We start from the raw sequence: 19,674 nt of genomic DNA on the forward strand, positions 1-19,674 counted from the left end.
AATGGGCGGAAAGACCGATATTCGCGGTCAAGGAGATATTGCCATGAACGCCCAGATGACCATGAATACGCAAATGAAACCGACAGCCATCCTGCAGCACGACATCACCCCCGAAGGCAGCGACTACGAGGTCGTGCGCCGCGCCATCGAGAAGATCAGCCTCGACTATCGCGACCAGCCCTCGCTGGAAGCCCTGGCAGCCGATGTCGGCGAGACGCCGACCGGGCTGCAAAAGCTGTTCACCCGCTGGGCCGGCCTGTCGCCAAAAGCCTTCCTGCAGGCGGTCACGCTCGACCATGCGCGCAAGCTGCTCGATTCAGGCATGCCGCTGTTGGAGACGTCGTTCGAACTTGGCATGTCCGGCCCCGGCCGGTTGCACGATCTGTTCGTCACCCATGAGGCGATGTCGCCGGGCGACTACAAGACGCGCGGCGCCGGGCTCACCATCCGCTACGGCTATCACATCTCGCCCTTCGGCATCGCCTTGATCATGGTCACCGATCGCGGCCTTGCCGGGCTCGCCTTCAACGATCCAGGCGGCGAGCGGGCGGCCTTCGCCGATATGTCGGGCCGCTGGCCGAACGCGACCTATGTCGAGGACATGAGCGCCACCCAACCCTATGCCGCGCGCATCTTCGATCCGACGCTATGGCGCGCCGACCAGCCGCTGCGCGTGGTGATGATCGGCACCGACTTCCAACTGCGCGTCTGGGACGCCCTGCTGCGCATCCCGATGGGCCGGGCCTGCACCTATTCCTCGATCGCAGCCCAGATCGGCGCGCCGAAGGCCAGCCGGGCGGTGGGCGCGGCGGTTGGCGCCAACCCGATGTCCTTCGTCGTGCCCTGCCACCGGGCGATCGGCAAATCCGGCGCGCTCACCGGCTACCATTGGGGCCTGACGCGCAAGCGCGCCATCCTCGGCTGGGAAGCGGGCCAGACCGCGTCCTGAAACGAGCCGCTTAAAGCAACACCGGCGAAACCCTTCGCCGGTGTTTTTTGCGTCTGGCCCCAGGCGATCGGCAAAGCCACTCGCAATTTGCGCAAAACATCCGCATGGTCTGGCAAGCTGCCGGCTTACGGGTTAGCGTCCGGCACGTTCTGCTGGAGGCATTTTCTTGATTATCGTTATCGGCTCGATCAACCTCGACCTTATCGCCAATGTCGACCGCTTGCCCTCGCCGGGTGAAACGGTGCGCGGTTCCGGCTTCACCACGGCCCCGGGTGGCAAGGGCGCCAACCAGGCGCTGGCCGCGGCCCGTGCCGGCGCCAAGGTGCGCATGGTCGGTGCCGTCGGTAAGGACAACTTCGCCACCGATGCGCTCGCCCTGCTTGTGGCCGGCATGGTCGATCTCTCCGGCGTCGGCCAGAGTTTCGCCTCCACCGGCACGGCGCTGATCCTGGTCGGCGCCGACGGCGAGAACGTCATCGCAGTGGTGCCCGGCGCCAATGATTCGGTGCTGCCGGGCGATCTTGCCAAGGCTTTCCTTGCGAAAGGCGACGTCGTCCTGCTGCAACACGAGATACCGCTGCAGACGGTCGATGCCGCCCTTGATGCCGCGCGCGCCGCCGGCGCGATCACCGTGCTCAACACCGCGCCCTTCCGCGGCGAGGCGGCTTCTTTTCTCGGCAAGGCCGATTACGCCGTCGCCAACGAAACCGAATTCGACCTTTACGGCGAGGCGCTGTCGCTGAAGGGCCGCGACCGCCCGGCGCGCATGCGCGACTTCGCCGGCAAGACCGGCCGCACCATCGTCGTCACGCTCGGCGGCGACGGCGTGCTGGCGGCGACGCCTGACGGTTTCCTGACCGTGCCGGCGCTGAAGATCACCCCGGTCGACACAGTCGGCGCCGGCGATACGTTTTGCGGCTATCTTGCTGCCGGGCTCGCGTCCAACCTGCCGCTCGAACAGGCTCTCATCCGCGCCGCCGCGGCTGGTTCCCTGGCCTGCCTGAAGCCCGGCGCCCAGCCGGCGATCCCGCTKGCGGCCGATGTAGATGCAGCCCTGCGCAACAACGCCGAGTAACAGCCCATGCGCCCCGCGATAAAACACGCCGTGCCGCCGGCCGGCGACATCTGCCGCCTGTCCGCCGTCGATCTCGCCGAAGCGATCAAGAGCCGCCGCCTGTCCGTGCGCGAGGTGGTGACCGCCTTCCTCGACCGCATCGACGCGGTGAACCCCTTGGTCAACGCCATCGTGTCGTTGCGCGAGCGCGCCGACATTCTGCGCGAGGCCGACGCGGCTGACGCGCATCTGACGCAAGGCAAGCCGGCCGGCACGCTGTTCGGCCTGCCGATGGCGATAAAAGACCTCGCCATGACACGCGGCTTGAGGACCAGTTTCGGCTCGCCGATCTTCGCCGATTTCGTGCCGCAGGAAGACGATTTCTTCGTCGAGCGCATCCGCAAGGCCGGCGCCATCATCATCGGCAAGACCAATGTTCCCGAATTTGGGCTCGGCTCCAACACCTACAACCCCGTGTTCGGCCCGACATTGAACGCTTTCGATCCGGCCCTCACCGCCGGCGGCTCGAGCGGCGGCGCCGCTGTCGCATTGGCGCTCGACATGGTGCCTGTCGCCGACGGCAGCGATTTCGGCGGCTCGCTGCGCAATCCGGCCGCCTGGAACAATGTTTATGGGTTCCGCCCGTCGCAGGGCCTTGTTCCCGGCGGACCGGACGTCGAGGTCTTTCATGCCCAGATGGGCATCGACGGGCCGATGGGCCGCAATGTGCGTGACATGGCGCTGCTGCTCGATGTGCAGGCGGGCTATCACCCGCAGGCGCCACTGTCGTGGGACAAGCCTGGCTCCTTCCTCGCAGGCCTGGCTACGCCGGCGACGGGCGGCCGCATCGGCTGGCTCGGCGACCTCGGCGGCCATCTGCCGGTCGAACCAGGCATCCTCGATCTGTGCGGGGCCGCGCTCGGCCGCTTCGCCGAGGCATCCTTCGTGAGCGAGCCCTTGCTGCCGGATGTCGATGTCGAGGCGCTGTGGCAAGCCTTCGTGACGCTGCGCCAGGCGACCAGCGGCTCCGCGCTCAAGATCCATTATGACGAGCCGCACAAGCGCGCCCTGCTGAAACCGGAAGCCGTCTGGGAGGTGGAGAACGCCATGCGGCTGACGGCGCCGCAGATCCGCGCGGCCTCGGTCATCCGCACCTCCTGGCACAGGACGCTGCTATCGCTGTTCGAGCGCTTCGATCTCATCGCGCTGCCGACGGCGCAGGTGTTTCCTTTCGAAGTCGGCATTCATTGGCCGCGCGAAGTCGCCGGGCGCGCGATGGACAGCTACCACCGCTGGATGCAGGTTTCGGCCTTCGCCACGCTCGGCGGCTGTCCGGCGCTTAACATTCCCGTCGGCTTCGACGCCAGGGGCAGGCCGATGGGCATGCAGCTGATCGGTCGGCCGCGCGGCGACCTTGCGGTGCTCAGGGCCGGAGCCGCCTATGAGGCGACGCTGCCATGGCAGGCAGGCGCATAGATACCCAGGGTCCGAATTGAAATCCTGGATCCACTTATCGCTCCCTCAAAGTTGTTGTATAAGTCCGTCGTGGCAGAGGGGAAGGCCAGCCCCATACGGGGCAACAGAGGGTAATGCTGACCGCGCCCAGGGTCTTGGGCACCGGGTGAGAAAAGGGCAGCTCACTCCTTGCCTCTGCCACCATTCTTGATTGGCTCTGCTCTCCAAGCCGGCTTGCACCGGCCTTGCTGGCGTGCATTGATCACGATCTGACGCGCCCGTGCGAGGCGCATCCTGCCTGAGGAAATCCCCGAGGAACCCAATGTCGCTGGAACTCTACGCCGCCTATGTCCTTGCCTGCATCGTCATCATCCTGGTGCCCGGCCCGACCGTGACGCTGATCATCGCCAACAGCATCCGCCATGGCGCGCGCGCCGGGCTCGCCAATGTCGCCGGCACGCAGGCGGGGCTTGCCGTGATGATCGCGATTGTCGGCATCGGCCTCAACACGCTGATATCGGGCATGGGCCACTGGTTCGAATGGGTGCGCCTGATCGGCGCCGCCTATCTGATCTGGATGGGCGTGCAGATGTTCCGCGCCAAGGGCACGCTGAACGCCGACGGCACCGCCAGGAAGCCGCGCGGCGGCTTCTTCCTGCAGGGCCTGCTGGTGGCGCTGAGCAACCCCAAGACGCTGGTGTTCTTCGGCGCCTTCTTCCCGCAGTTCATCGCCCCGCAGGGCAACTACACGCTTCAGATCGTCGTCATGGGCCTCACCGCCATGATCTTCGCCGCCGTCTCGGATTCGACCTACGCGCTCGCCGCCAGCCGCGCCGGACGCCTGCTCTCGGCCAGCCGCATCAAGCTGATGTCCAGGATCAGCGGCAGTTTTTTGGTCGGCGGCGGCCTGTGGCTGGCCTTTTCAAAGGCGAAGTAACAACCGCGAACAGATATCCCCGACGCAGTATGAGCCGGAACACAAAGGCTGATTGAAAGTCTGCCTTTACGCCACCACATGAATCGGCGTGGGGGGATTCACGTCGATGTCATGGACTTACGCTGGCATAAAAAGGGACACGCCCGGCGTGGTCCTGATCGTCGTGCTGTTTGCGGTGATGGTTCCTTCGGCTCTCTACAAATGGACGAATGATGCGAGCCCCATCCGGTCGGTCGAGCCAATCGACGCAACGGTCAGAAGTACCCATTCAGACCACGGCCGCACGCTTTATCTGGTTGCACTCGAAACCGGTTCGTCCACTCTTGTCGAAGACGACCTCCCGCATCTGATCGGCGCGCCGGCAAGATTGGAGCTTGTCACGCGCGAGAATGGCTCGACCTTCTACAGGTTCGCGAATTGAACCACCACCGGTCACGGTACCGATGAAACACAGCGTCCTTGCTGTCAGGTGATACGCATGACCAATCACCGGCATTCCCTCGCCTGGATAACCCTGCAGGAGAACCTCAGGGGCATCCTCATCACCATCCTCGTCGTAGGCGTCTGCGCCCTTGCAATCGGCATCCCGATTGCAAGGCAAAGCAGCCCCATCGTCAATGTGGAACGCCTGACCGGTACTGTGATCAACGTTCTCAACACGACTCCGGATCCCGAAAGCTCGGCCGGCAGAGGGTTCACCTATTTGTATGGAATTCGCCTCGACGAAAATGACCGCCTGGTCTTCGTCTATGGCGACGCGACAGCGCCGCGAGCCATCGGCGCCAAGGTCTCGATCGAGCGGCAGCATCGCCGCAACGACACCCAAACATACCGCCTGCTGCGCGAATAGGCGAACAGCCATCGCCCAGAGGCGCAAGCCCCTGGGCGAACGATCTGCATCGAGGCAGGCTTAGAGCCGCGCCAACCGCTCCACCAGCAGCGCGAAAAACGCATCATGGTCGATGTCGCGCATCACCATGGCGTTCTTCGGCCGTTTGGTCACGCCCCACCAGTCGATGACGGTCATGCCCATGGTCAGCTCGGAGGCCGTTTCGACGGTCACGTTGCAGTTGCGGCCCGTGAACAGCTCCGGCTTCAAGAGATAGGCAATGACGCACGGATCGTGCAGCGGCCCGCCATCGGTGCCGTATTTCTCCTCGTCGAAGCGCTCGAAGAATTCCAGCATCTCGGCCGTCGCGGTGCCGACCCTGGTGCCGAGCTGACGGATGGCCTGTGTACGCTTGGCTGTGGTCAGCGCCTTGTGGGTGACGTCGAGCGGCATCATGACGATCGGGATGCCGGATTTGAACACCAGGTCTGCAGCCTGCGGGTCGACATAGATGTTGAACTCGGCGGTCGGCGTGACATTGCCGCCTTCGAAGAAACCTCCGCCCATCAGCACGATTTCCTTGATGCGCGGTGCGATCTTCGGTTCGCGGATCAGCGCCAGCGCGACATTGGTGAGCGGGCCGAGCGCGCACAGCGTGATGGTTCCGGCCTCTTCCTTCATCAGCGTTTCGACGATGAAATCGACCGCATACTGGTGCTGCAGCTTCATCTTCGGGTCGGGCAGTTGCGGGCCGTTGAGGCCGGTCTTGCCATGCACTTCCTCGGCGGTGACCAGTTCGCGCGCCAGCGGGCGGATGGCGCCGGCATAGACCTTGATGTCGGGCCGGCCGGCCAGTTCGCAGATTTTTCTGGCGTTCTTCTCGGTCAATTTCAGCGGCACGTTGCCGGCAACAGCGGAGATGCCGACGATCTCCAGTTCGGCGCTGCCGAGCGCCAGCAATATGGCGACGGCATCGTCCTGGCCGGGATCCGTGTCGATGATGATCTTGCGGGTTTGGGGCATTTCATTTCCTTATGCGGGGGAGTCTTTTTGGCGGGGGTTTTAGACGGCTTGAACTTCGCCGCGGCGCGGACCATATCAAGACCATCGGGAAAAATGCCATCCGGGTTTTTCCAGTTTATGTCGCTCCAAAGAGGACAGTGTAACATGAGCCGAATGACGCCCTTCTCCAGCCCGCTTCTCCTGGGTTTCGATGCCATGGAAAAGACCCTGGAACGATTGGCGAAATCCGGTGACAGCTATCCTCCCTATAACATCGAGCGCCTCAGCGGTGCCGACGGCAAGGCCGAAAGGCTGCGCATTACGCTCGCTGTCGCGGGATTCGCCGAAAGCGATCTCGATGTCACCACGGAGGAAAACCAGCTGGTCGTGCGCGGCCGTCAGACCGACGACACCGAGCGCGAATTCCTCCATCGCGGCATCGCCGCGCGCCAGTTCCAGCGCTGTTTCGTGCTGGCCGACGGCATGCGGGTGATCGCAGCGGAACTGAAGAACGGCCTTTTGTCGATCGATCTCGATCGGCCTGACACCGAACGGCTGGTACGGAAAATAAATATATCGGTGAAAGACTGATCTTTACCGATGGCTCTCATGCGGGATGGCCTTGAGCGGCGTCCTCGCGCCAAGGAGGCTTGAAATGACCAGAACTGACGAAACCATCACCATGACCAGCGGCGAATTCGCCCATCTCGGCGAAGGCTCGGTCGCTTACCTCCGCAAGGTCTCGAGCGAAGAATTGCTCGGCCGCTTTCCCAATCTCGGCGAAATCGCGCCCGGAATGGTCCTGTGGGCGCTGTTTGCCGCCAACGGCCAGCCGATCCTGCTTTCGGATGCGAAAGACCGGGCTCTGGCCGGCGCCATGGAAAACGACCTGACCACCGTCGCCATTCACTAAGGCGATAGCGTTCAGTGTCGGAAATGCACAGGGCCGCCTTTGGCGGCCCCTGGAACGCTTAATCCAACAAAACTTCAGGCAGCGTGCGAAGCCTGCGTGTCCGACAGCAGCGCGTGGATGGCGACCGCATCGCGCGTGCCGCGGATCTTGGCCACCGTGTCAGCGTCACGCAGCACCCTGGCGATGCGCGACAGCGCCTTGAGGTGATCGGCGCCGGCGCCTTCCGGGGCCAGCAGCAGAAACACCAGATCGACCGGCTGGTCGTCCAGCGCCTCGAAATCGACCGGCGTCTCCAGCCGGGCAAAGACGCCGGCGATACGCTTGACCCCCGCGAGCTTACCATGCGGAATGGCGATGCCGTTGCCGACGCCGGTGGAACCCAGCCGTTCGCGCTGCAGGATGGTGTCGAACACTTCGCGCTCCGGAATGCCCGAAATCGCCGCCGCTCTCTCGGACAGCAATTGCAGAAGCTGCTTTTTGGAGTTCGCCTTCAACGCCGGCATGATCGCCGGAACGTTGATAAGATCGCTCAGATCCATGCTTGAAAATCCCTTATTCGCCTGCCGTCGCCAGTCCTCGCCCCTCGCGCGGCTGGCAATTATCCTTGTGCGACTTTGGTCGTGGACGGGTCGATCCAGCCGATATTTCCGTCCGGTCGCCGATAGACGATGTTGAGGTGGTCGTTTCCGGCGTTGCGGAAGACGAAGACCGGGCTCTCCTTGGTGTCGAGCTCGATGACTGCCGACGCCACCGACATGGTCTGCAGCGTCATGGTTGATTCGGCGACGATGGCCGGGGCGAAATCCTCCGGAAACTCCTCGTCGTCGTCGGCAAGCGGCGCCATCACCGTATAGGCGATGTCGGTGATTTCGCCGTTGCCATTGCCTGAATTGTGCGATTTCAGCCGGCGCTTGTAGCGCCGAAGCCGGGTTTCGAGGCGATCCGCCGCCGCCTCGAAGGCCAGCGTTGGATCCTGGGCATCCCCGGTCGCCTGCAGAGAAGCGCCGGAATCCAGCCTTATCATGCAGTCGGCGGAATAGCGCGACCCCGATTTGATGACGGTGACATGTCCTGAAAAACCGCGATCGAAATATTTACCGATCGCTTCGCCGACACGATCGGTGATGCGCGTACGAAACGCATCGCCGATATCCATGTGCTTTCCCGATATGCGCAGCTTCATCTGAAAACTGACCTTCCTTGCTCAGGCTTCAAACTGGCCAGAGTTTATACTCGTGGTCCGTGCGCACAAGCTTTGCGGCGTCAACTCGCGCCGATTTTAGATCCGAACTTTCCGGTTGATCACAATCCGCCTTCTTGGCCGTCCCGTGGCCTTCATCGTGACGGACCATCCGCATGCGGGCCGCAAGCCCGTCTCATGCGGGCGGGCTTCTAGACACTTCATTGCAGCTTGTCAATGAAGCTCCAAACTTGTGGAAATCCAGCCGTAGCAAAAGCCCCGTCGGGCAAGCACAACTAGCGCCCGGCACTGGCCAAAGCGCGCTTTTCACGCCGCCTCTGCACCGAGGAGGGGATGTTCATGCCCTCGCGGTATTTGGCCACCGTGCGCCTGGCAATATCGACGCCGCTTTCCTTCAACATGTCGACGATGGCGTCATCGGACAGCACGTCAGCGGGCTTTTCCTCGTCGATCAGCTGCTTGATGCGGTCGCGCACCGCTTCAGAGGAATGCGCGTCGCCGCCGCCCGACGCCGCGATCGAGGCGGTGAAGAAATAGCGCAGCTCGAACACGCCACGCGGCGTCAGCATGTATTTGTTGGCCGTCACCCGGCTCACGGTCGATTCGTGCATGCCGATGGCGTCGGCCACCGTACGCAGGTTGAGCGGCCTGAGGTGACGTACGCCATGAACCAGAAAAGCGTCCTGCTGGCGCACGATTTCCGACGCCACTTTCAGGATCGTCTTTGCCCGCTGGTCGAGGCTGCGCGTCAGCCAATTGGCGTTCTGCAGGCATTCGGCCAAAAAATCCTTCTCCGCCTGGTTCTTCGCCTGCGGCGAGACCTGGGCGAAATAGATGTGGTCGACCAAAACCCGCGGCAGCGTCTCGGCATTGAGCTCGACCGTCCAGCTGCCATCATTGGCGGCGCGGACTTCGACATCGGCAACGATGGCGTCGCTGGTGCCGCCCGAAAATGCCGTACCCGGGCGCGGGTCGAGCGCGCGGATTTCGGCCAGCATGTCGAGGAGATCCTCCTCGTCGACCCCGCAAAGCCGCTTCAGCGTCTGGAAGTCGCGTCGCGCCAGGAGTTCGAGGTTGCCGATCAACGTCTTCATCGCCGGATCGAGGCGATCGCGCACGGCAAGCTGCAGCGACAGGCATTCGGCAAGGTCGCGCGCAAACAGGCCGACCGGCTCGAATGTCTGGCAGACGGCCAGCACCTTGGCCACCATGGCCTGATCGCCGCCGAGCCGTTTTGCGATGTCTGCCAGGTCGGCGCGCAGATAGCCTGCCTCGTCCAGGCCATCGGCCAGCTCGCCGGCAATCAGCCTTGCGGCCGGATCGGCAAAGGCAAGCGCGATCTGCTCGCCGACATGCTGGCGCAGCGTGATGGCGGCAGCAGCCATGTCGCCGACGTCGAAGCCTTCGGACGAGCCGGACGAACCATTGCCGGTGGCCGACTTCCACTGCGCCGTCAGGTCGGGACCGAGCCGCTCGCTGGTGCCGGGATCGTCAGGAAACAGGTTTTCCAGCGAGCTGTCGAGCTTGTCCGAGATTGCTTCGGCGCTCCAGACCGTCTCGCTCTCGAACCAGTCGCCATCGGCGGCTGGCTCAGGCGCGGCATCGCTCTTCTGCACCTGGTCGCTTGCGGCGTCGTCCTGGGGCTCGGCGCGCTCCAGCAATGGATTGCGCTCGATCTCGTCGTCGATGAAATGGTCGAGCTCGATATGGGTGAGCTGCAGCAGCCTGATCGACTGCATCAGCTGCGGCGTCATCACCAGCGACTGGGATTGTCGTAGCTGTAATTTCGCCGCCAGCGCCATGGTTCGGTTTCAAACGCCCTTCTGCACCCGCAAGCCTACACATCAGAAGCTGCCGAAAAATGAATTTTTCCGACCCTCCATAGAAACTGGCCCGGCTTTTGCTTGTCAAGGCAAATGCTGGCAAAAGGCGCCTACCGGAGCGCTATCTCACGCAAAATCGGCGAAAAAACTCCGGCGACGCGGCAAAAAATCACGTCAGGAAACAAATTTCACGCTCAGAGTGTGAAACCCTCGCCGAGATAGAGCCGGCGCACATCGGGGTTAGCCACCACTTCGTCGGCGCGGCCATGCGTCAGCACCTGGCCGGCATGAATGATGTAGGCGCGGTCGATGAGGCCGAGCGTTTCGCGCACATTGTGGTCGGTGATGAGCACGCCGATGCCCCGCGCCGTCAGATGGCGCACAAGCTGCTGGATGTCGGCGACGGCAATCGGGTCGATGCCGGCGAAAGGCTCGTCGAGCAGCATGTAGGCCGGGCGCGTCGCCAGCGCACGGGCGATTTCGAGGCGCCGCCGCTCGCCGCCCGACAGCGACATGGACGGCGACTTGCGCAGATGGCTGATGTGGAATTCCTCGAGCAGTTCGTCGAGACTGCGCTCGCGCACCTTGCGGTCCTTCTCGACCACCTCAAGCACGGCGCGGATGTTCTGCTCGACATTGAGGCCGCGGAAGATCGATGCTTCCTGCGGCAAATAACCAATGCCGAGTCGGGCGCGGCGGTACATCGGCATCGAGGTGACGTCGAAACCGTCGATCTCGATCGTGCCCTCGTCGACCGGCACCAGGCCGGTGACCATGTAGAAACAGGTGGTCTTGCCGGCGCCGTTCGGGCCGAGCAATCCGACAGCCTCGCCGGCGCGCACGCCGATGGTGACGCCGCTGACCACCTTGCGACCCTTGTAGCTCTTGGTCAGACCCTTGGCGATCAGGGTGCCCTTGAACTTCGCGGAATCGACAGTGACCGTGGCCGGGGCAGCAAGTTTGCTCGCCGCCCGTCCCGGAAGGCGGGTCAGCAGCGAAGATACGCCAGTCATTACTGTTTCGGCGCCTCGGATTTCGGCGGCGGCGTCATCGACATGATGACGCGCTTGCCGCAACCATCGACCTGAGCCAGGCCACTCTTCATCTGCACGGTGAGCTTGCAGCCCTTGAGCACGTTTGGGCCCTGGGACAGCACGACTTCATTGCCCGACAGGACCAGAACCTGCGTCTTCATGTCGAACGTGGCGTTGTCGCCAGTGGCGATCTGGTCATTCGACTTGATGTAGACTTTGTTTTTGACCACCAGGTGATCGATGTTTGCCGAACCTGTCATCGCCGAAGCGCCGGCGGCCGCACCCTTGGCGGCATTGGGGTCCTTGACGTAGTAGACCTCCATACTGCCGGCCTTGAGCAGCGTCGGCCCCTGCGTGACGGTGACGTTGCCGCTGAACAGCGCCATGCTGTCGGCCTGGCGGACCTCGAGCTTGTCGCTTTCGATCTGGATCGGCTGGTCGCCCGACAGCTTGAGCCCCGATTGGCTGCTGGCGCTGGACTGAGCCCAGGACGGCGCCATACCCAGCAACAGCAAGGCCGAGGCTGCGGCGACAAGCCGTGCCGAATTACTGGGACGCATTCGATTCTCCGCTCTTTGCCTCTGCCGCCTTCATAGTGGCCGGATCGATGTGGACGCTTACCTTGTTTTCGAAAACGACAACCTTGCCATTTTCTTCGACCGACATCGAACCCGCCGTGATCCGCGAGCCGTTGCGGCTGACATCGACCGGATCGCCTGTCTTCATAGAGCCTTTGCCCATGTCGAGGAAGACCGATTTGAAGATGGCCGCGACGCCGTCGGTGGTGGTGACGGTGACGTCGCTGGTCATGTCCATCGTGTTGGCGCTGCGGTTGTAGATGCCGCGCTTGGCGTCGACGACCGCCACATTGTCGGCCGTCAGCGGCAGTTTGGCATGGATGCCTTCGAGCTCGATGATGTCCTGCTTGCCGACGTCCTGGATGGCGCGCTCCGCCGTCAGCGAATAGGGAAGCTTCTGCTTAGTGAAACCGTTGAGCTTGGGATTGGCCATCACCAGCTTGCCATCGGCGAAAGCGGTGCCGTCTGCCTGTATCGAAATGTTGATCGGCGCCGCGAGATAGGAATAGACCGGAAATGCAACCGCGATGCCGGCGGCAAGCAGCGGCACTGCGAATTTCAGCACCCGCACGCGGCGCGAATGGCGTTGGGCACGGTCGAAGGCGTCACCGCGCGTGCCCGCTGGCGCCGTGGGCGCCAAGGCCGCATCGGCGTTGGTCGGTTCGTTCGATCGCGCTAGCATGACTGTCTTCTAATAAACCCTTGCCGCCAAAACACCTGCTATAGGTGGGTTGCCGGCCCCCGCAAGCAAGCACAAGCGGAGGAAAACCGCAAAAATGTGACCGCCGTTGTTTTTGCAAACGGAAATCAGGCGACACAATTTCGGCACTTCATAGCAGAAACCAACGCGCCGCGTAATTCTTTCCTGAAAGGCTGCCACTGCCTCGGTCGCTTCGTCGCAGGCCCGTGAGGAAGAGGTAGCCGGGCGCTGACGCTTGCTTTAAAAGCATCGCTTCCCACCGACTATGAGGCAGACCATGGCACTGAGAGCCGACGACCTGATCGACCGCCGCCGCTTGCGGCGCAAGCTGACCTTCTGGCGCGGTGCCGCCATTGCCATCGTGGCCCTCGGTGTGATTGCGCTTGCAAGCTGGTTCTACGGCGAAGACCTCGGCGGCACTTCCGTCGACCACATCGCCAAGGTCAGGATCGAAGGCACCATCACCGAAGACGAGGAACTGATCAAGCGGCTGGAAACCATCCGCACGTCCTCGCAGGTCAAGGGCGTCATCCTGGCCATCGATTCGCCCGGCGGCACCACAGTTGGCGGCGAATCGATCTACGAAGAGGTGCGCAAGCTTGCCGCCGACAAGCCGGTGGTGGCCGAGGTCGGCACGCTGGCCGCATCGGCCGGCTACATGATCGCCAGCGCCAGCGACCACATCGTCGCCCGCAAGACCTCGATCGTCGGCTCGATCGGCGTGCTGATCCAGTATCCCGATGTCAGCGGCCTGATGGACAAGGTCGGCATCAAGCTCGAAGAGGTGAAATCCTCACCGCTGAAGGCCGCGCCCTCGCCCTTCAAGCCGACCAATGACGATGAGCGCGCCATGGTCCGCAAGCTCATCCTCGACAGCTATGACTGGTTCGTCGGAATCGTCGCCGAGCGCCGCAAGATGACCCGCGAGCAGGCACTCGCCTTGGCCGACGGTTCGATCTTCACCGGCCGCCAGGGTCTCGCCAACGGTCTGATCGACGCTGTCGGCGGCGAAAGCGTGGCGATCGACTGGCTGGCAACCAAGGGCGTCGACGCCAAGCTCAAGGTGGTAGAATGGAAGGACACCGAACGGCGTGGCGGCTTCCTGTTCTCGAAAGCAATGGCGCGCAGCGTCGGCAGCGCGCTCGGCCTGTCGGACTCGGGAAGCGACGTTCTTCACGAAATTGGCGCTGATCGCTTGTTTCTTGACGGTCTCGTTTCCGTCTGGCACCCTTGATCTGCCGTCTGGGGCGAGTAAAAAAGCAAATAAAATCATCCTGATAATTTGACCGCAGCGCTTTCACGGGGACCTTTCTGATGATCAAATCCGAGCTTGTGCAGATCATTGCCACGCGCAACCCGCATCTTTTCCTGCGCGACGTCGAAAACATCGTGGGGGCGATATTCGACGAGATCACTGATGCCCTTGCTGAAGGCAACCGGGTCGAGTTGCGCGGCTTCGGCGCCTTTTCGGTGAAAAACCGCCCTGCCCGCACCGGCCGCAACCCGCGCACCGGCGAATCCGTCGAGGTCGAGGAGAAGTGGGTGCCGTTCTTCAAGACCGGCAAGGAATTGCGTGAAAGGCTGAACGGCGGCAAATAAGCGCGGACCAACGCGCCGGCCTTTCTCAAGGCCTGCCCTCCCCAAGGAATCTCTATGTTCAACCGCTTCATACTCATCGTGGTCTTCGTGCCGCTGGCCGTCATCCTGATTGCGCTGGCCGTCGCCAACCGCGAACTGGTCGCCTTCACGCTCGACCCGTTCAATCCCGGCAACCCGAAGCTGACGCTGAACTTGCCGCTGTTCATCTACCTGTTCGTGGCGCTCGCCATCGGCATGGTCGTCGGCAGCCTGGCGACCTGGGTCAAGCAGGGCCGCTACCGCAAGCTGGCACGCCAGCGCGGCGTCGAAGCCGAGAATTTGCGCCAGGCGGTCAGCCGCGTGCCGGCCGCGCCGCAAGGCTCTGCCCCGGGGACGGCGCTACCGAAGCCGACGGCCTGAGCCGGCGCTTTTATCGTCGCGGAGTTTTGCATGCTGACCATTTCGGCCGACGCTGTCGACCAGGCGCTGACCTTTCCCGGACTGGTCGAGACATTGCGCACGGCCTTCCGCGAGGGTGCTGTACAGCCGGTCCGCCATCATCACGGCGTCGAGCGGCCCGACGGCGCCACGTCCACGCTGCTTTTGATGCCGGCCTGGACCGACTTCCATGCCGCCGGCACATCGGTGGGCGGCCATATCGGCGTCAAGATCGTCACCGTCTCGCCCGACAACAACGCCATCGGCAAGCCGGCTGTCATGGGCCTCTATCTCCTGCTCAACGGCGCCACTGGCGAGCCCGAGGCGCTGATCGACGGCCAGCGATTGACGCAGTGGCGCACCGCTTGCGCCTCGGCGCTGGCTGCCTCCTATCTCGCCCGCGAGGACGCCTCACGGCTCCTGGTGGTCGGCGCCGGCGCGCTGTCGCCATTCCTGGCCAAGGCGCATTCGGCGGTGCGGCCGATCAAGACCATCCGCATCTGGAACCGCACGCTGGCCAATGCCGAAAAGGTCGCGGCGGAATTAAGCGCTGAAGGTTTTGCGGCCGAGGCCGCTGGCGATCTCGACGCCGAGCTTGCTCAAGCCGACATCGTCTCGTCGGCGACGATCACGACGACGCCGCTGGTCAAGGGTGCGCTCTTGAAACCGGGCGCGCATGTCGATCTGGTCGGCGGCTTCACGCCGACCATGCGCGAAAGCGATGACGATGCGATCATGCGTGCCCGCATCTATGTCGACACCCGCGCCGGGGCCACCAAGGAAGCCGGCGACATCGTCCAGCCACTCGCCTCCGGCGTGCTGAAGCCGGAAGCGATCGTCGCCGATCTGCACGAACTGGCGCGCGGCGAGAAAAAGGGCCGTCAGAGCGCCAGTGAGATTACCCTGTTCAAATCGGTTGGCGCCGCGCTCGAGGATCTCGCCGCCGGCATCGCCGTCTACAACGCGCTCAAGCCGTAGCGTCTGCCACGACGCCCGCCTTGCGATCGAACTTCCGGATCGCTTCGGCGCTGACCGGGGTGAAGAAGTTCACCAGATTGCCGTCGGGATCGCGCAGCAGCAACGATCGGTTACCCCATGGCATGGTCGTCGGCGTCTGCACGAAATCGCCGATGATTTCCCTCAACCTGCCGTACTCCGCATCGACATCATCGACACGAAACTCGATGATGGCCGAGCGATTGGCGGCAGGCTGCGCCACGTCCGCCCCGAACAGCGCCAGCGTGCGCGTGCTGCCGATCGCCAGCGTGCAGGAAGCGGTTGCCACTTCGGCGAAATCTGGCGTGAACCAGGTTGCGCTAAGGCCGGTGATCGTCTCGTAGAATGCCACCAGAGGTTTGATCTGGTCGGTGATGATGCGAATTGAGACGAAGTCCATAATATTCTCCTTGGAAACAAGTGCGGCGTTTCAAACCGCTGGTATTGTTGTCGTACAAGGCTGCTGACGGCTTGGCCCCAGCAGCCTTGTGATCATTGCCAATCAAGCCGAAGACCTCACGCCGCCTCGGCGATGTTGGCGCCCATCGCCTGCGCGATCAGCTGGAAATCGTGCTGGCTGATCTCGAACAGGCCGAAGCGCAGCTGATAGCCCCAGTTCGATTTGCCCCTGGTGAAGTCGAGTTGTTCGAGCAGCGGCTTGATCGGCGCCTCCGTCCCGTTCGACCATGCGACGTCGCGCCGGAACGGCGTGAAGCCGCCGCCCATGTCGCCCTGATAAGGCTCGCCTTCGCGCACCGTGCCGATGGCGGTGAAAGCCTGCAGCCCGTCCTTCTCGCGCAAGACGGTGGTCGGCGAGTAGTAGACCAAACCGTCGCCAGGCTTGATGCGGCGCAGCGGTGCCGCCTTGCCGTGGTTGACCTGCATGAAGCCGGCCGCGCGGCCGCGTCGCACATGTTCGGCGGAAGCCACCGCGATCCAATGGGCGCTCATGCCTGGGCTCCTTCGAACGGCCAATAGACGCGCAGGCGATGGTTGTCGGGATCGAGAGCGACGAAGGTGCGGCCGAAATCGAGGTCAGTGGGCGCTTGCAGGATGGCAAGGCCCCGGCTCGCCCAACCCTGATGCGTGGCGTCCACCGCTGCCGCGTTTTCGACTGCCAGCACAAGTTCGCCGCCTCCGCCCGTCGCGGCAGCCGCCGGCTCAACGGTATGGCGCGACCAGAGGCCGAGCTTGAAGCCCTTGTCGAGAACAAACATCGCAAAGGTCGGTGAAGTCTCAACCGGCTCGCGCCCGAGCAAGCTGGCATAGAAGGCGCCGCTCTTTTGCGGGCTGTCCACATAGAGGATGACGAAATTGGGGGTGTTCATGTCTGCTCTCCAAGGTTTCGATTGGAGGAGCATAGGCGACCCTACTGTCAGATTCTGGCAGCAGCGATCGACAGCACGCGGAAAGAAGCATCAGGCGCCGGGCTGACGCTTCGACGCATCCAATGTCGCCCGCCATTCCTTCAGCAGCACCTGCCGCCGGCGTGGATAGCGGATATCGGTGGTGTTGAGATCGGACATGCGGTCGGCGCGAAAGTGGCGGAAATCCTGCCGCGTCTCGCACCAGGCCGCCACCACCCGCACCTTGTCGAAGAAACCGAGCGCAAACGGCCAGACCATGCGTTCGGACGCGGCGCCGCCGGCATCGCGATAGAGAAAGCCGAGTTTTCTCTCGTTGCGGATCGCCTGCCGCACCACGCCGAGGTCGACGCTTTCGACCAATTCACCGCGCGGGCCGACCAGGAGCGCGTTTGCATCGAGATCGTCGCGCAGATCGTCCGGCAGCACGGCGGCGATCTTGGCCAGCGCATCGGTGGCTGCCTCCGACAGCCGCTTGTCCGGTTGTCTGGCAACCCAACGCGATCCCAGCACAATGGCCTCGATCTCCTCGTCGGTGAACATCAGCGGCGGCAGCATGAAGCCGGGTTTCAGCACATAGCCCAGCCCCGCCTCGCCCTCGATCGGCGCCCCTTGCCCTTGCAGCGTGGCGATGTCGCGGTAGAGCGTGCGGATCGAAACGCCCATCTCGCCGGCAAGCGTGTGGCCGCTGACCGGCCGGCGATGCCGGCGCAGGATTTGGATCAGGTCGAGCAGGCGTTCGGAACGGGACATGATTCTCGGAGACTGGAGCCTAAGTCCACGATAGAGCCGCTTGGGCGCGGCAGGAAGCCAGGGCGGTCCGAGCCGCCCGGAATGCTGCCGCGCCCGCTCCGGTCAGAGGCGAAACACCTTGACCTCATTGCCGCGCTCCAACGCCTTGTTGGCGATGAAGATGTCCGCCTTCGACTGTTCGGCCTCGCGATCGGCAAGAACCCGCAGCATGGCTTCCAGCCGCTTGAGGGCAATCGCCTTGTTGCGATGCTGCGAGCGCTCGTTGCGCGCCGTCACCACAATGCCTGTCGGCAGATGGACGGCGCGCACCGCGCTGTCGGTGGTGTTCTGATGCTGCCCGCCGGGGCCGCCGGCGCGAAGTGTTTCGAAGCGCACATCGGCAAGCGCAATCGAAGCATCGGCAGGCGCTGCCGCCGCTAGATCCACCGTCTTCACGCCGACAAACCAGTTCTGGCGTTTGTGGCCCGGACGCACCGGGCTCTTGAAGACGAATTTGACGGTGCCGCAATACTCTGCCGCCAGCGCCGGCGCGGATGCGCCTTCGATGGAAAGCAAGGCGGATTTGGCGCCGTGCCGGTCCGGCTGATGGCCGAAGGTGACATCGACGGTGCAGCCGCGCCGGCCGGCTTCGGCTTCGATGATTCCAACCAGCGCCATCAGCGCGATGCGGCATTCCACAGGCCCGTTGCCGGAGGTGACGAGAAGATCAATCGCGGGCATGGCGATCCCTCCTTTCCCAGCGGTCGCGGTTCGGTTTGCCACGCGTCCGGTCCGGCGGACCGTCGATGGCCTTCTTGTATGTCACCAGCGGCCTCATCGCCGCCAGTGCCGTCACCAGCCCGGCCTCGCTGAGATCCCGCACCACCTGGCCGGCATCCTTGTAGGCGGTTGCCGCTTCCTCGATGACCAGATTGCGGTCGTCGCAGATCAGCTGCCCGCCCCATTCGTTTCGCAACAGCGCGTCGCGCTCCGACCGGTTGCGGCCGACGCGGCCATGCATGGTGGCGCGGTCGTATTTGCGGCCGGCGCCATGCGAAATCCCGCCCAGCGACGACCCGCTGCCGTCCAGAGCCCGCACGACATAGCTCAGGCTTGCCCGCGATCCGGCGATCGGCGCGATGTCGCCGGCCGCAACCGCTGCCGAGCCCTTGTGATGCACCAGTCCGTCAGCCCGGTCGCGCACGAGATTGTGCGGGATGTCGCTGACCAACCGGACATCGCTTTTCAGCGCAGCCGCCGCACGTTCGGCGATCAGCGCGCGGTTGAGCGAGGCCCAGGCAACGCAGACATCATGCTGGCGGCGCCAGTAGATGCCGTCAGCGCTGTCGGGGTCGAGGCCCTCGGTCAGAGTGGACAGCCGATCGAGCATCTGCCCGAAGACAAAGGCGCCGAGGCCGCGCGAGCCCGAATGCACCAGAAGATAGAGCTTCTGGCGATCGAACAGGTTTTCGCCATCGGCATCGATCGTCTCGTCGACCGCCTGCAGCTCGCAGAAATGGTTGCCGCCGCCGATCGTGCCTAGCGCCTCGGGATAGAGATCCCGCGGCAAGTCCGAACGGCAAAGCGCCTCAGCCGGATCGAAGATATTCTCGGCCTCGAGCTGGCGCAGCCGTTCAGCCGCTCTGTCGATCCTGAGCTTGCGCAGCGGCAGGTCGAGTTCGAACAGCGACATGCCGCAGCCGATATCGTTGCCGATCAGCTGCGGATGCAAAAGCCTGGACAGAACGGCAATGCCGGTCGGGCCGTATTTGCCGGGATGCAGGTCTGGAAAGGCCGCAACCGAGCTGACGCCGGGCAGCGCCGCGACGTTGTTCAACTGCTGGAGTGCTGCGCCCTCGATCCATGTCTGCGGCGAATAACAATGGTGGATGCGCGCGGGCTGCGCCACGCACGACGAAGAGGAGCCGAGGCCCCCGCTAAGATTGCCCATGATGGAACATCTCTGGATACAGGTCCGGATTCGGACGCCGTCAGGCATCCGTTCGACCGGCGTCCGTCAGCAAAAATGCTGGCTTACGCCGGAACCCTCAAGGGGTGCGCTGTGAAGATGGTCGTCATCTTTCGCTCCCA

General features: G+C 63.5%; 25 protein-coding genes. 12 read left to right on the forward strand and 13 right to left on the reverse strand.

The genetic code is table 11. The features are described 5' to 3' along the window. Positions 1 to 43 precede the first annotated feature (43 nt). From AC1DYJ_RS15980 to AC1DYJ_RS16005, 6 genes are all read left to right on the forward strand, one after another. Positions 44 to 949: a methylated-DNA--[protein]-cysteine S-methyltransferase gene (locus tag AC1DYJ_RS15980; RefSeq protein WP_477287724.1), complete on the forward strand. Its 906-nt coding sequence runs from the start codon at positions 44 to 46 to the stop codon at positions 947 to 949. Between the two features lie 166 nt (positions 950 to 1,115). Further along, entirely contained in the window at positions 1,116 to 2,024 is a 909-nt protein-coding gene (locus tag AC1DYJ_RS15985) for a ribokinase (protein WP_477287722.1), read from the forward strand. Between the two features lie 6 nt (positions 2,025 to 2,030). Next, positions 2,031 to 3,479 carry an amidase gene (locus AC1DYJ_RS15990; protein WP_477287720.1) on the forward strand — a complete coding sequence of 483 codons (1,449 nt, stop codon included), beginning with the start codon at positions 2,031 to 2,033 and terminating at the stop codon, positions 3,477 to 3,479. A 301-nt stretch (positions 3,480 to 3,780) separates the two neighbouring features. Continuing rightward, entirely contained in the window at positions 3,781 to 4,395 is a 615-nt protein-coding gene (locus AC1DYJ_RS15995; protein WP_477287719.1) for a LysE family translocator, read from the forward strand. A gap of 148 nt (positions 4,396 to 4,543) precedes the next feature. Continuing rightward, positions 4,544 to 4,816, forward strand: coding sequence for a hypothetical protein (locus AC1DYJ_RS16000; RefSeq protein ID WP_477287717.1), 273 nt, complete (start codon positions 4,544 to 4,546; stop codon positions 4,814 to 4,816). A gap of 57 nt (positions 4,817 to 4,873) precedes the next feature. Beyond that, positions 4,874 to 5,245 (forward strand): hypothetical protein, encoded by a 372-nt coding sequence (locus AC1DYJ_RS16005; RefSeq protein WP_477287715.1) that lies wholly within the window; start codon positions 4,874 to 4,876, stop codon positions 5,243 to 5,245. Positions 5,246 to 5,305: 60 nt separating this feature from the next. Here AC1DYJ_RS16005 and AC1DYJ_RS16010 read toward each other — a convergent pair whose 3' ends face one another. Next, positions 5,306 to 6,247, reverse strand: coding sequence for a nucleoside hydrolase (locus AC1DYJ_RS16010; RefSeq protein WP_477287713.1), 942 nt, complete (start codon positions 6,245 to 6,247; stop codon positions 5,306 to 5,308). A 144-nt stretch (positions 6,248 to 6,391) separates the two neighbouring features. Here AC1DYJ_RS16010 and AC1DYJ_RS16015 point away from each other — a divergent pair, with 144 nt between their 5' ends. After that, complete coding sequence (locus AC1DYJ_RS16015; RefSeq protein ID WP_023669741.1) at positions 6,392 to 6,817, forward strand: Hsp20 family protein; 426 nt, start codon at positions 6,392 to 6,394, stop codon at positions 6,815 to 6,817. Positions 6,818 to 6,881: 64 nt separating this feature from the next. After that, positions 6,882 to 7,139, forward strand: coding sequence for a BQ00720 family protein (locus tag AC1DYJ_RS16020; RefSeq protein ID WP_112562677.1), 258 nt, complete (start codon positions 6,882 to 6,884; stop codon positions 7,137 to 7,139). 74 nt (positions 7,140 to 7,213) lie between these two features. Here AC1DYJ_RS16020 and ptsN read toward each other — a convergent pair whose 3' ends face one another. The 6 genes from ptsN to lptC form a co-directional block, all read right to left on the reverse strand. Then, a complete protein-coding gene (gene ptsN, locus AC1DYJ_RS16025; RefSeq protein WP_006200387.1) occupies positions 7,214 to 7,678 on the reverse strand; it encodes a PTS IIA-like nitrogen regulatory protein PtsN in 465 nt (154 codons plus the stop codon). Positions 7,679 to 7,737: 59 nt separating this feature from the next. Next, complete coding sequence (hpf, locus tag AC1DYJ_RS16030) at positions 7,738 to 8,322, reverse strand: ribosome hibernation-promoting factor, HPF/YfiA family (RefSeq protein WP_477287710.1); 585 nt, start codon at positions 8,320 to 8,322, stop codon at positions 7,738 to 7,740. Positions 8,323 to 8,615: 293 nt separating this feature from the next. After that, the gene (gene rpoN, locus AC1DYJ_RS16035; RefSeq protein WP_477287708.1) at positions 8,616 to 10,142 is read right to left on the reverse strand and encodes an RNA polymerase factor sigma-54; all 1,527 of its coding nucleotides are present in this window, start codon (positions 10,140 to 10,142) and stop codon (positions 8,616 to 8,618) included. A 215-nt stretch (positions 10,143 to 10,357) separates the two neighbouring features. Beyond that, the gene (gene lptB, locus AC1DYJ_RS16040) at positions 10,358 to 11,176 is read right to left on the reverse strand and encodes an LPS export ABC transporter ATP-binding protein (protein WP_477287706.1); all 819 of its coding nucleotides are present in this window, start codon (positions 11,174 to 11,176) and stop codon (positions 10,358 to 10,360) included. Next, positions 11,176 to 11,757 carry an LptA/OstA family protein gene (locus AC1DYJ_RS16045; protein WP_477287704.1) on the reverse strand — a complete coding sequence of 194 codons (582 nt, stop codon included), beginning with the start codon at positions 11,755 to 11,757 and terminating at the stop codon, positions 11,176 to 11,178. Before AC1DYJ_RS16045 ends, lptB begins: the two co-directional genes overlap by 1 nt. After that, entirely contained in the window at positions 11,744 to 12,457 is a 714-nt protein-coding gene (gene lptC, locus AC1DYJ_RS16050) for an LPS export ABC transporter periplasmic protein LptC (protein WP_477287702.1), read from the reverse strand. The genes AC1DYJ_RS16045 and lptC overlap by 14 nt, the downstream gene beginning before the upstream one ends. Positions 12,458 to 12,752: 295 nt before the next feature. Between lptC and sppA the strand changes: the two genes are divergently transcribed. From sppA to lhpI, 4 genes are all read left to right on the forward strand, one after another. Continuing rightward, positions 12,753 to 13,709, forward strand: coding sequence for a signal peptide peptidase SppA (sppA, locus tag AC1DYJ_RS16055; RefSeq protein ID WP_477287699.1), 957 nt, complete (start codon positions 12,753 to 12,755; stop codon positions 13,707 to 13,709). 80 nt (positions 13,710 to 13,789) lie between these two features. Further along, a complete protein-coding gene (locus tag AC1DYJ_RS16060) occupies positions 13,790 to 14,074 on the forward strand; it encodes an integration host factor subunit beta (RefSeq protein ID WP_006200394.1) in 285 nt (94 codons plus the stop codon). Positions 14,075 to 14,128: 54 nt separating this feature from the next. Continuing rightward, positions 14,129 to 14,473 carry a LapA family protein gene (locus tag AC1DYJ_RS16065; RefSeq protein ID WP_477287698.1) on the forward strand — a complete coding sequence of 115 codons (345 nt, stop codon included), beginning with the start codon at positions 14,129 to 14,131 and terminating at the stop codon, positions 14,471 to 14,473. A gap of 30 nt (positions 14,474 to 14,503) precedes the next feature. After that, positions 14,504 to 15,469, forward strand: a complete 966-nt coding sequence (gene lhpI / locus AC1DYJ_RS16070; RefSeq protein WP_477287696.1) for a bifunctional Delta(1)-pyrroline-2-carboxylate/Delta(1)-piperideine-2-carboxylate reductase — start codon at positions 14,504 to 14,506, stop codon at positions 15,467 to 15,469. Here the strand turns inward: lhpI and AC1DYJ_RS16075 are convergent. The 6 genes from AC1DYJ_RS16075 to AC1DYJ_RS16100 all read right to left on the reverse strand — a co-directional run bounded on the left by AC1DYJ_RS16075 (position 15,459) and on the right by AC1DYJ_RS16100 (position 19,534). Further along, positions 15,459 to 15,887, reverse strand: a complete 429-nt coding sequence (locus tag AC1DYJ_RS16075; RefSeq protein WP_477287694.1) for a VOC family protein — start codon at positions 15,885 to 15,887, stop codon at positions 15,459 to 15,461. The genes lhpI and AC1DYJ_RS16075 overlap by 11 nt on opposite strands. 116 nt (positions 15,888 to 16,003) lie before the next feature. Beyond that, positions 16,004 to 16,438 (reverse strand): EVE domain-containing protein, encoded by a 435-nt coding sequence (locus tag AC1DYJ_RS16080; RefSeq protein ID WP_477287692.1) that lies wholly within the window; start codon positions 16,436 to 16,438, stop codon positions 16,004 to 16,006. Continuing rightward, positions 16,435 to 16,815, reverse strand: a complete 381-nt coding sequence (locus tag AC1DYJ_RS16085) for a VOC family protein (RefSeq protein WP_477287690.1) — start codon at positions 16,813 to 16,815, stop codon at positions 16,435 to 16,437. Before AC1DYJ_RS16085 ends, AC1DYJ_RS16080 begins: the two co-directional genes overlap by 4 nt. A gap of 90 nt (positions 16,816 to 16,905) precedes the next feature. Continuing rightward, positions 16,906 to 17,604, reverse strand: a complete 699-nt coding sequence (locus tag AC1DYJ_RS16090; RefSeq protein ID WP_477287689.1) for a helix-turn-helix transcriptional regulator — start codon at positions 17,602 to 17,604, stop codon at positions 16,906 to 16,908. Between the two features lie 102 nt (positions 17,605 to 17,706). Continuing rightward, positions 17,707 to 18,324: a peptide chain release factor H gene (gene prfH, locus AC1DYJ_RS16095; RefSeq protein ID WP_477287687.1), complete on the reverse strand. Its 618-nt coding sequence runs from the start codon at positions 18,322 to 18,324 to the stop codon at positions 17,707 to 17,709. Then, positions 18,311 to 19,534, reverse strand: coding sequence for an RNA ligase RtcB family protein (locus tag AC1DYJ_RS16100; RefSeq protein ID WP_477287685.1), 1,224 nt, complete (start codon positions 19,532 to 19,534; stop codon positions 18,311 to 18,313). The genes prfH and AC1DYJ_RS16100 overlap by 14 nt, the downstream gene beginning before the upstream one ends. Positions 19,535 to 19,674: the final 140 nt, after the last annotated feature.

The sequence above is a fragment of the Mesorhizobium sp. P2_B11 genome (genome assembly GCF_056404855.1).

Coding starts and splice junctions, on each gene's coding strand:
- ptsN (WP_006200387.1), bottom strand. CDS start 7,678: ATGGATCTGAGCGATCTTATCAACGTTCCGGCGATCATGCCGGCGTTG.
- lhpI (WP_477287696.1), top strand. CDS start 14,504: ATGCTGACCATTTCGGCCGACGCTGTCGACCAGGCGCTGACCTTTCCC.
- AC1DYJ_RS16085 (WP_477287690.1), bottom strand. CDS start 16,815: ATGAACACCCCCAATTTCGTCATCCTCTATGTGGACAGCCCGCAAAAG.
- AC1DYJ_RS16080 (WP_477287692.1), bottom strand. CDS start 16,438: ATGAGCGCCCATTGGATCGCGGTGGCTTCCGCCGAACATGTGCGACGC.
- AC1DYJ_RS16020 (WP_112562677.1), top strand. CDS start 6,882: ATGACCAGAACTGACGAAACCATCACCATGACCAGCGGCGAATTCGCC.
- AC1DYJ_RS16045 (WP_477287704.1), bottom strand. CDS start 11,757: ATGCGTCCCAGTAATTCGGCACGGCTTGTCGCCGCAGCCTCGGCCTTG.
- AC1DYJ_RS16060 (WP_006200394.1), top strand. CDS start 13,790: ATGATCAAATCCGAGCTTGTGCAGATCATTGCCACGCGCAACCCGCAT.
- hpf (WP_477287710.1), bottom strand. CDS start 8,322: ATGAAGCTGCGCATATCGGGAAAGCACATGGATATCGGCGATGCGTTT.
- AC1DYJ_RS15980 (WP_477287724.1), top strand. CDS start 44: ATGAACGCCCAGATGACCATGAATACGCAAATGAAACCGACAGCCATC.
- AC1DYJ_RS16015 (WP_023669741.1), top strand. CDS start 6,392: ATGAGCCGAATGACGCCCTTCTCCAGCCCGCTTCTCCTGGGTTTCGAT.
- AC1DYJ_RS16075 (WP_477287694.1), bottom strand. CDS start 15,887: ATGGACTTCGTCTCAATTCGCATCATCACCGACCAGATCAAACCTCTG.
- AC1DYJ_RS16010 (WP_477287713.1), bottom strand. CDS start 6,247: ATGCCCCAAACCCGCAAGATCATCATCGACACGGATCCCGGCCAGGAC.
- AC1DYJ_RS15995 (WP_477287719.1), top strand. CDS start 3,781: ATGTCGCTGGAACTCTACGCCGCCTATGTCCTTGCCTGCATCGTCATC.
- AC1DYJ_RS16090 (WP_477287689.1), bottom strand. CDS start 17,604: ATGTCCCGTTCCGAACGCCTGCTCGACCTGATCCAAATCCTGCGCCGG.
- AC1DYJ_RS16100 (WP_477287685.1), bottom strand. CDS start 19,534: ATGGGCAATCTTAGCGGGGGCCTCGGCTCCTCTTCGTCGTGCGTGGCG.
- rpoN (WP_477287708.1), bottom strand. CDS start 10,142: ATGGCGCTGGCGGCGAAATTACAGCTACGACAATCCCAGTCGCTGGTG.
- prfH (WP_477287687.1), bottom strand. CDS start 18,324: ATGCCCGCGATTGATCTTCTCGTCACCTCCGGCAACGGGCCTGTGGAA.
- sppA (WP_477287699.1), top strand. CDS start 12,753: ATGGCACTGAGAGCCGACGACCTGATCGACCGCCGCCGCTTGCGGCGC.
- lptC (WP_477287702.1), bottom strand. CDS start 12,457: ATGCTAGCGCGATCGAACGAACCGACCAACGCCGATGCGGCCTTGGCG.
- AC1DYJ_RS16065 (WP_477287698.1), top strand. CDS start 14,129: ATGTTCAACCGCTTCATACTCATCGTGGTCTTCGTGCCGCTGGCCGTC.
- AC1DYJ_RS16005 (WP_477287715.1), top strand. CDS start 4,874: ATGACCAATCACCGGCATTCCCTCGCCTGGATAACCCTGCAGGAGAAC.
- AC1DYJ_RS15990 (WP_477287720.1), top strand. CDS start 2,031: ATGCGCCCCGCGATAAAACACGCCGTGCCGCCGGCCGGCGACATCTGC.
- lptB (WP_477287706.1), bottom strand. CDS start 11,176: ATGACTGGCGTATCTTCGCTGCTGACCCGCCTTCCGGGACGGGCGGCG.